Below are 819 nucleotides of genomic sequence, written 5' to 3' on the forward strand. Positions count from 1 at the left end.
AAACATTAAAAGCTCAGTATCTAACCCTCTAATCCAGAGATTCTTTGCGTTACATTATTTAGTACCTTTTATCATTGCTGCAATGGTTATTATGCATTTAATGGCATTACATATTCATGGTTCATCTAATCCATTAGGTATTACAGGTAATTTAGATAGAATTCCAATGCATTCATACTTTATTTTTAAAGATTTAGTAACTGTTTTCTTATTTATGTTAATTTTAGCATTATTTGTATTCTATTCACCTAATACTTTAGGTCAAAATATGGCCTTATTATTAATTACATATGTAATTAATATTTTATGTGCTGTATGCTGGAAATCTTTATTTATTAAATATCAATGAAAAATTTATAATAAAACTCTATATTATTTTATTATTCAAAATATTTTAAATACAAAACAATTAAATAATTTCGTATTAAAATTTAATTGAACAAAGCAATATAATAAAATAAATATTGTAAGTGATTTATTTAATCCCAATAGAGTAAAATATTATTATAAAGAAGATAATCAGCAGGTAACCAATATAAATTCTTCTAATACTCACTTAACGAGTAATAAAAAGAATTTATTAGTAGATACTTCAGAGACTACACGCACACTAAAAAATAAATTTAATTATTTATTAAATATTTTTAATATAAAAAAAATAAATCAAATTATTCTTAAAAGACATTATAGTATTTATAAAGATAGTAATATTAGATTTAACCAATGATTGGCCGGTTTAATTGACGGAGATGGTTATTTTTGTATTACTAAAAATAAATATGCATCTTGTGAAATTCTTGTAGAATTAAAAGATGAAAA

The 819-nt window shown here is 21.4% G+C and carries 1 protein-coding gene; it reads left to right on the top strand.

All coding sequences use genetic code 11. The features are described 5' to 3' along the window. Nucleotides 1-349: cytochrome b N-terminal domain-containing protein (locus IE124_RS36295; protein ID WP_189513943.1), on the top strand; the 349-nt coding region annotated here is incomplete at its 5' end. Nucleotides 350-819: the final 470 nt, after the last annotated feature.

The sequence above is a fragment of the Streptomyces narbonensis genome (assembly GCF_014649015.1).
GTDB classification, from domain to species: domain Bacteria; phylum Actinomycetota; class Actinomycetes; order Streptomycetales; family Streptomycetaceae; genus Streptomyces; species Streptomyces narbonensis.